The organism is Acinetobacter sp. NigerLNRRAM0016 (assembly GCF_054112845.1).
The window spans coordinates 1-4,031 of sequence record NZ_JBSYVT010000077.1; the positions used below are offsets into that span (position 1 = coordinate 1).

A 4,031-nucleotide genomic window follows, 5' to 3' on the forward strand; every position below is an offset into this window, starting at 1 on the left:
ATAGACCGGTTAGATCAGCTCTGGCTTGAGTTTATTGTTCCAAATTCTGAAATTATGGGTTTAGCCCCGAATCAAAAGATCGAATTTAAATCCTTGCAAACTGAAAAGGTCTATCAGGCAGTTATCCAGACTTTAAATACTGAAGCGGATACTCAAACGGGTCGTCTTCAGGTTCGAGCAAAAGTTGAATCGAATGCAACCGAATTACGTCCAAACTTGATGGTAAACGTACTGCTGCAACAACAGAGTGAAAGTACCGCATTACGGGTGCTTAAGTCAGCAGTTCAGAATATCGATGGAAAGGATGTGGTTTTTGTCGCCACTCAACATGGACAGAAAGTTGAATTCAGTCCGCAGCCGGTGAAATTAGGTCAGTCATCTGGGGAGAGCCAGTGGATTGAAGTGGTAAATGGGCTTAATCAGGGACAAAAATATGCCGCTCAAGGTAGTTTCTTACTGAAATCTGAAATGGAAAAAGGAGAGGCTTCACATGGGCACTGAAAATTCTCAAATATCTAATAATGAGTCAATAAAGCCTGAAGGACTGTTTGATCGACTGATCCAGTTTTCAATTCATAATGCCATCTGGGTCATGCTGTTTATTGTGGCCTGGATTGGCGTAGGCATTTACAGCTATCAAAAGCTGCCGATTGATGCTGTACCAGATATTACCAATACTCAGGTGCAGATTAACACTTCAGCCAATGGTTTTACGGCTTTAGAAATGGAACAGCGGATTACATATCCAATCGAGAATGCCATGTCAGGCATGCCGAAAATGGAACAAACCCGTTCTATTTCACGCTACGGCTTATCGCAAGTGACCATCATTTTTGAAGATGGCACGGATATTTACTGGGCCAGACAGCTCATCAACCAGCGCTTGCAAGAAGCAATGGGAGAAATGCCTGAAGATGTGCAACCTAACATGTCACCTATTTCGACAGGTTTAGGTGAAATCTATCAATGGGTGATTAAAGCCGAACCAAATGCTAAAAAACCGGATGGGACCGCTTATTCGGCTATGGATTTACGTGAAATTCAGGATTGGATTGTAAGGCCACAATTACAGCGCGTAAAAGGCGTTGCGGAGATCAACAGCATTGGTGGCTTTAATAAAACCTATGTGGTTGCCCCGGATCTGAACCGATTGCAACAATTGCAAATTCCTTTGTCTGATTTACAAACTGCCTTAACAGAGAATAATGAAAACCGTGGTGCTGGCTATATTGAGAAAAATGGACAACAGCTAACGGTTCGTGTTCCCGGCACTTTAAACACGATTGAAGATATCCAGAACATCAGTATTGCCAATAAAAACGGCTATCCGATTCGGGTGGCAGATGTCGCCAATGTCTCAATTGGTCATGACTTGAGAACAGGGGCTGCAACCTATAATGGTGAAGAAACTGTATTGGGTATTGCCATGATGATGATGGGAGAAAATAGCCGTACCGTTGCTCAAGCCATTGATGAAAAGGTGCAATCGATCCAGCAATCGCTACCTAAAGGTGTGGTGATTGAGACTGTGTATGACCGTACGCATTTGGTTGATCGGGCGATCAAAACCGTTCAGAAAAATTTGATTGAGGGTGCAATCCTCGTCATTGTTATTTTATTTCTCTTTCTAGGTAATTTCCGTGCTGCGCTGATCACGGCTTGCGTTATTCCACTCTCAATGCTGTTTACCTTGACGGGAATGGCAGAACAGAAAATCAGTGCGAATCTGATGAGTTTGGGGGCATTGGACTTCGGTATCATTATTGATGGTGCAGTGGTTATTGTAGAAAACTGTATCCGGCGGCTAGCCGAAGCTCAGAAGCTGAAAGGTGGTTTGCTGAGCCGTTCTGAAAGATTTAGAGAAGTCTTCTTGGCTGCGAAACAGGCACGTCGCCCTCTCATTTTTGGACAGTTGATTATTTTGGTGGTTTATCTGCCCATCTTTACCTTAACCGGTGTAGAAGCCAAACTTTTCCATCCTATGGCAATGACTGTAGTACTGGCCTTAATTGGTGCCATGATTTTATCGGTCACTTTTGTGCCGGCCGCAGTTGCACTCTTTGTCACTGGAGAAGTTAAGGAAACCGAAAGTCGCTGGATGCATTGGCTTAAAACCAAATATGAAGTGCTGTTAGACAAGGCCTATGAACTGCGTTTATTTGTGACTATTGTGGCTGTCTGTATTTTAGTGCTTACGGGTGTGTTAGTCACTCAAACAGGCAGTGAATTTGCACCTCAACTGAGTGAAGGTGATTTTGCTGTTCAGCAAATGCGTTCTCCAAGTACAGGTTTAGAGCAATCATTACGAATACAGGAAAACACTGAAAAGTTACTGTTGAAAGAATTTCCTGAAGTTAAAGCGATCTTTGCCCGTACCGGTACAGCAGAAGTAGCCACAGATGTGATGCCACCCAACATTTCAGATGGCGTTGTACTGTTAAAACCTCATGATGAATGGCCTGATCCAAAACAAACGATTGATGAGCTTCGCCAAAGAATGATTACTTTCTTAGCGACATTGCCGGGAAATAACAGTGAGTTCTCGCAACCCATTGAACTGCGTTTTAACGAGTTAATTTCAGGGGTGCGAAGTGATGTGGGGGTCAAGTTATTTGGCGATGATATGGAGATTCTGAATCGCGAAGCGAATAAGATTTCTCAAAAAATTAACTCAATTTCAGGCGCGACAGCCGTTAATGTAGAACAGACCAGTGGCTTACCCTTGTTGAATGTAGAGGTGGATAAGTCCAGAGCTGCACAATATGGCTTGTCGGTAAGAGCAATTCAGGATCTGGTAGCTACAAGTGTCGGTGGCCAGAATGTTGGAACAATTTTACAGGGAGACAAGCGTTTTGATTTTGTCATCCGTCTAGATGAATCCCAGCGTAGTCCTGAACAGTTAGCGGTACTTCCTATTCAATTGCCGAATGGTGGTTTAGTCCAACTGCAAGATGTGGCACGCGTTGAAAATATCCTGGGTATTAATCAGGTCAGCCGTGAAAATGGTAAACGTCGAGTGGTTATTACTGCAAATGTAGAAGGACGTGATTTAGGCTCATTCGTAACAGAGCTTCAGAGCACGTTATCCAAACAGGAATTACCAAGCGGTTATTGGATAGATTATGGCGGTCAATTTCAAAATCTGATGTCTGCAAAAGCGCGTATGCAATTGGTGGTTCCGCTCGCATTGTTGACGATCTTTATTTTATTGATGGCTGTATTCCATAATATCAAAGAAAGCTTACTGGTCTTTAGTGGTGTACCGTTTGCCTTATGTGGAGGCTTAATCGCGTTGTGGTTGCGTGACATTCCATTATCCATGTCAGCAGGGGTTGGCTTCATTGCACTATCGGGGGTGGCTGTACTGAATGGCTTAGTCATGCTTACCTTTATCAAAGAGTTGCGACAACAATATGACCTTTATTATGCAACGTGGCAGGGTGCAATTTTGCGTCTTAGACCTGTGCTGATGACCGCTTGTGTGGCGTCCCTTGGGTTTGTCCCGATGGCTTTGGCAACCGGAACTGGGGCAGAAGTACAGAGACCTTTAGCAACAGTGGTTATTGGAGGAATTATCTCCTCTACCCTGCTTACATTGGTTTTATTGCCCGTACTGTACCGCTGGATGAATGAAAAGAAAGTTTCTTAATCCAATAGATTAGTCGATTTACAGCAGAGATATTGGCTGTTATCCAATATCTCTGCTCATCATAAATAGAATAAGGAAAATATTTTATGTCAGAACATCATGATCATAGCCATGCGGTTGTTACTGAAGAAAATAGTAAGAAGTTAATGGTTGCCTTAGGTTTAACGACTACTTTTTTAATAGTAGAAGTTGTCGCTGCTTTTATTACCCAAAGTTTGGCTTTGTTATCTGATGCAGCTCATATGTTTACTGATGTAGCCGCTTTAGCTATTGCTCTTGCCGCTATCAAAATTGGTAAAAAAGCCGCAGATGATAAAAGAACTTTTGGCTATCAGCGATTCGAAATTTTAGCGGCTCTGTTTAATGCAGTGATGCTTTTTGT

3 protein-coding genes are annotated in these 4,031 nt (G+C 42.9%); all 3 read left to right on the forward strand.

Annotation, left to right across the window (positions count from 1 at the left end):
• On the forward strand, positions 1-501 hold a 501-nt coding region (locus ACWQ4X_RS19440; RefSeq protein ID WP_457904652.1), incomplete at its 5' end, for an efflux RND transporter periplasmic adaptor subunit.
• A complete protein-coding gene (locus ACWQ4X_RS19445) occupies positions 491-3,649 on the forward strand; it encodes an efflux RND transporter permease subunit (RefSeq protein ID WP_337709948.1) in 3,159 nt (1,052 codons plus the stop codon). The genes ACWQ4X_RS19440 and ACWQ4X_RS19445, both read left to right, overlap by 11 nt.
• A gap of 86 nt (positions 3,650-3,735) precedes the next feature.
• Positions 3,736-4,031, forward strand: a 296-nt coding sequence (locus tag ACWQ4X_RS19450; protein ID WP_457904653.1) for a cation diffusion facilitator family transporter, incomplete at its 3' end; no start/stop codon positions are given.

Coding starts and splice junctions, on each gene's coding strand:
- ACWQ4X_RS19445 (WP_337709948.1), top strand. CDS start 491: ATGGGCACTGAAAATTCTCAAATATCTAATAATGAGTCAATAAAGCCT.